The organism is Nonomuraea turcica (assembly GCF_030718205.1).
In the GTDB taxonomy this organism is placed as follows: Bacteria; Actinomycetota; Actinomycetes; order Streptosporangiales; family Streptosporangiaceae; genus Nonomuraea.
Genome location: NZ_JAUZQF010000070.1, coordinates 1 through 3,910, shown reverse-complemented (window position 1 = coordinate 3,910; position 3,910 = coordinate 1). Strand labels below are relative to the sequence as shown.

The window sequence follows — 3,910 nt, the reverse complement described above, 5'->3', positions numbered from 1 at the left end:
TTATGTGGAATCTGGTTTGTCAAGCCGCGTCGATTAGTCTGGTCAGTAGGGTGCCGGATCTCCGAGCAGGACGACCTTGCTGACAACGGGGTCGAAGCCGAGGACCGGGTGTTCTTGGCTTCCGCCTTCCGGGGTCATCAGCACCGGCTTGCCGAGTTCGCTTCCGATCGCCCGCAGGAAGTCGCAGAGTGTGTCGACCCCTTCTTGACCTTGCAGTTCACGAAGGTCGACGTCGAAGTCGATCTCGGTCTCTGACATGAGCCGGAAGATTGCGAGCACGCCCGGAGCAGGCCAGACTCGCAGCGAGACCGTCTCAGCGTCGGGTGGACGAGCGAGCACTTCGGCGGCGGTGGGCAGCGGCAGCACCGTGTCGCCTTGCGAGTACTGCCACTGCCATCCACGCGCTCTGACCAGGTCCAGGACGCTCTGCCAGTCCTCGACGGTGGCGTCCGGGACGAAGAGGTCCGGCAATGCGCCCATTAAGTCGGGATCGAAGAATTCCCTGACCTCGTCCCATCGGAGATCCGTCATGCCGTCATGCTGCCTGGTCAAGGGGCCTTCCGCAGCTTGATTATGTCGGCGTCTGGTTGACAGTGATGATCGGAAGCAGCGTCGCGTGGGCCGGAATACCGATCTGCCGCGGGGTCGCGCCGGATGGTGTGGGGACGTCGGCGAGACGTTCCAGAAGCTGGCCAAGGGCGGCTTGGCCGTCGTCGACCGCGGCTCGCTCGTCGTCGGTGAGCGGGACGGCGGCGAGCATGCGCTGCAGGTTATCCTTGGCTTCCAGCAGCAGCGCTTTGGAGGAGTCCTTCGGGGTGTAGAAGTCGCACTTGGCGCAGGCCATCCGGTGCGGGCACTGCTCGAAGAAGGTGTAGTTGCAGAACCCGTGCCCCAGGTCGTAGTACTGCCACGGCTCGCCGGCGGCTGCAGCCCCGCTCTCGACGGCGTCCCGATCGACCAGCACCTCGATGGTGCGCACGTTGCGTTCGAAGTAGCCGGCGTCGCGGTATGCCTTGGACAGTGTGTTCGGGGTGATCTTGGCGTAATGCTGCGTAGTGTCGGCTGAACGGTGCCCGAGCCAGGCCTGAAGCTCGAACAGTGTCATCGGCTCCTTGGCGTTGTAGAGCTGGCTGGCGATCGTGGACCGGGCGCGGTGGCTGGTGATGTTCCCTCGGACGTCAGCGGTCGGGACGCCCGCCTTTCGACACAGGGATGGGATGATCGTTTTGTTGATGTAGACCTTGGCGACCCGGCGGGCTCGCATCGCGAACAGCAGGTCGACATGCTCGCCGGTCTTGGTGTCCAGCATCCTCGGCTGGTCGGGTCGCACCGCTTCCCATGCCTCGATCGCCTTGCCCAGCAACGGATCCACTGGCTTGGTGAAGGCGGTTCCGGTCTTGTGGGCGGGGATGTCCAGCAGGCAGACAGCGTCCTGGGCGAGCACGTCGGCAGAGTCGCCCGGAATAGGGGCGCCGTCGTGCTGCCACCGAATACAGCCGACCCGCAGCCGCGAAATCTCGTCGCTGCGCTCCCCGGCGAACAGCCAGGTCAGCGTGATGGCGCGGATGAGCTCCATCGGGTAGCACGGGCCGCTGGCGTTGGCGGGCAGGTCTTCGGCCTCGATGTTCAAGCCGGCCCACAACAGCTTGGCCCAGACGTCGTCGGCGATGACTCTGGGGTTCGGGCCGATGAGCGCCAGGACGCTGCGCGGGGTGGCCAGCGCTCGTGCGGGGTCAAACCGCCGCGGAATCCACTCCCACTCTTGCAAGTCCCGGAAGAACGCCCTGGTCGCGGTGAGCATGCCGGCCTTGGTGCGTGGGCTGACGGGCTGGCCAGAGCGCTTGGACAGGCCGACCGTGCGCTGGATGTAGTCGCCGACGTTCATGCGATCGACCGCCGCGACCCACGCTGCGCAGGTCTGCCGCGTCCACTGGTCCGGCGTGGTGATTTCCGGGTGCTGATCGGCTAACCAGCGGCCGGCCTTGGCCATCATTCCCCGGACGATGCCGCGAACTTTCGGGGTCAGGGCGGAAGTGTCGTGCCAGCGTTCGATCCATTTTGTCCAGGCCGCTGGCGCGCCCTCGATGGCGGGCATCGTGCCGTGCACGGAGAACGACGGAGGTTCGCAAAATCCCAGCGCGGCGACGGCTCGTTGGATACCGAAGAGCGCTCCGAGATGCCATCGCCGCATGCCCGTGCCCTGGCGAAGCCGATCGAACGCCTCGGTGGTCAGATCCTCCAGCAGAGGGCTGTGGTTGAGCAGCAGCGACTGGCAGATCACGGTGGTCATCCGGTGGTCGGAGTTTCGGCCGATGCGGTAGCCCCATTGCTCCAGAAGGTCGGTGATCTGTTCCTGCGCCCGGTCGACGGCGTCTTTGCCGAACACCCGCCAGGACAGGGCCAGCCGGTTGAAGCCACCGAGTTGGTCGAAGCTGGTGAACCCGCCCAGCAGGTAGGCGTAGGCGGCGACGTAGGGGCGGACGGTGCCGTCGATCCAACCGGGCCAGGGGTGTTCAAACGCGGCGACGCTGACGCCGATCAAACCTAACCAGTCGTGCTCGGACCAGGCCCAGTAGCTGGTGTTCTCCTCGGCGCAGCGCAACAGCACCAGGCCGATCGCGTCGGTAATCGCGCGCCGGTGATGCGGGGTGTCGGGGCACCACAGCGCGGCCCGCGCGTCGTCCAGTGGGCGCAGTAGCCGACTGATGACGGGCCATCCCGGGTGGTCCCGGTCGTAGCAGCGGCGCCGACGCAGGTTCAGCCCGAGCCGACGCAGCGCTTCCAGTTCCGTCTCGGTGAGATCTGGCCGGCGGTCGTATCCGGCCAGGTTGACCGGCCATGGCCAGCCGGGAGCTGCGGCCGTCACGCTGACGGCCGCCGATGTCATCGTGGTCACCAGCCTGCTGCCTCCGTCGCCGACCGGTCGAGGCGGGCCAGCATCTCCACCCGCCAGGCATGGATCTGCCCCATGCCCTTGTTGAGCTTGTCAGCAAGATCGCGGCCGGACAGGTGGATGTAGGTCAAGGTCGCGTCGGTGGTTCGGTGGCCGGCGAATGTTGCGATCGCATGCAGTTCCCACCCCATCCGGGCCAGATCGGTCAGGCAGAGATGCCGGGTGGTGTGCGTGGAGAATCGTGGAATCCCCGCGGCCAAAGCGATCTTGCGGACGACTTTCGACCAGGTCCACAACGTCAGCGGCTCGGCGTGGTTGCGGCGGGACTCCGACAGGAACAGTGGCCCGCGTGCCCGGCTGATTCCGGCCCGGTGAGTGAGATAACTGGATAGCAGTGCCCCAGTGGGCGCAGAGTACGGCACGATGCGTTCTAGCCGGTTCTTCGTCGTCTCGGCTCGGATCCGCAGCATGCGATGGCCCGGGTCGAGATCGTCGGTGCGCAGGGAGCACAGCTCCTCGCGGCGCAACGCCGCATCGTAGGCGAGCGCCAGCATGACGCGGTTGCGAACGCATTCTCCGGCAGCGACGGCGAGGATGTCCCTCCACTGCTGCTCGGTGGGGATCCACGGCAGCTTCGTCAGCCTGGGGACAAGGCCGCGCTGATGTCCGCCGCCCCTGCGCTCGGGTGTGTAGCGGCCCCGGCCGACCGGGTTGGAGTCTCGTATCCCCTCCTCCATTAAGTAGTCGTAGTACAGCCGCACGGGCACCAATCGCTGCTGGATCGTGGCGTTGGCCAGGCCCGAACCGGAGTCGATCGACACGACGTTCGCCCCTCGACGACTGGGCCGGGAGGTTAGTTCACGCACGTACCCGGCGACGTGGGCGCGGTTCGCCGTGACCGGGTCGATGCCCTCGCGGTCGCACATCGTCAGATACTCGGCCAGGCCGCAGGCGTAAGCGTCGATCGTTCGGGGCGCTCGCCCCAAGTCCGTCCATATCCGCAGCCACTCGGCCGCC

Annotated in this window: 3 protein-coding genes; all 3 read right to left on the bottom strand. The window is 66.4% G+C overall.

Annotated elements, in window-relative coordinates; translation table 11 throughout:
- Positions 1-42: 42 nt before the first annotated feature.
- Positions 43-531 carry a hypothetical protein gene (locus Q9G87_RS60160; RefSeq protein WP_305925662.1) on the bottom strand — a complete coding sequence of 163 codons (489 nt, stop codon included), beginning with the start codon at positions 529-531 and terminating at the stop codon, positions 43-45.
- A 40-nt stretch (positions 532-571) separates the two neighbouring features.
- Positions 572-2,887, bottom strand: a complete 2,316-nt coding sequence (locus Q9G87_RS60155) for a tyrosine-type recombinase/integrase (protein ID WP_305925663.1) — start codon at positions 2,885-2,887, stop codon at positions 572-574.
- A 5-nt stretch (positions 2,888-2,892) separates the two neighbouring features.
- The coding region (locus tag Q9G87_RS60150; protein WP_305925661.1) for a tyrosine-type recombinase/integrase at positions 2,893-3,910 on the bottom strand (1,018 nt) is incomplete at its 5' end.

Bases quoted from the DNA above. Each gene is read 5' to 3' on its own strand.
- Q9G87_RS60160 (WP_305925662.1), bottom strand. From the start codon at position 531: ATGACGGATCTCCGATGGGACGAGGTCAGGGAATTCTTCGATCCCGAC.
- Q9G87_RS60155 (WP_305925663.1), bottom strand. From the start codon at position 2,887: ATGACATCGGCGGCCGTCAGCGTGACGGCCGCAGCTCCCGGCTGGCCA.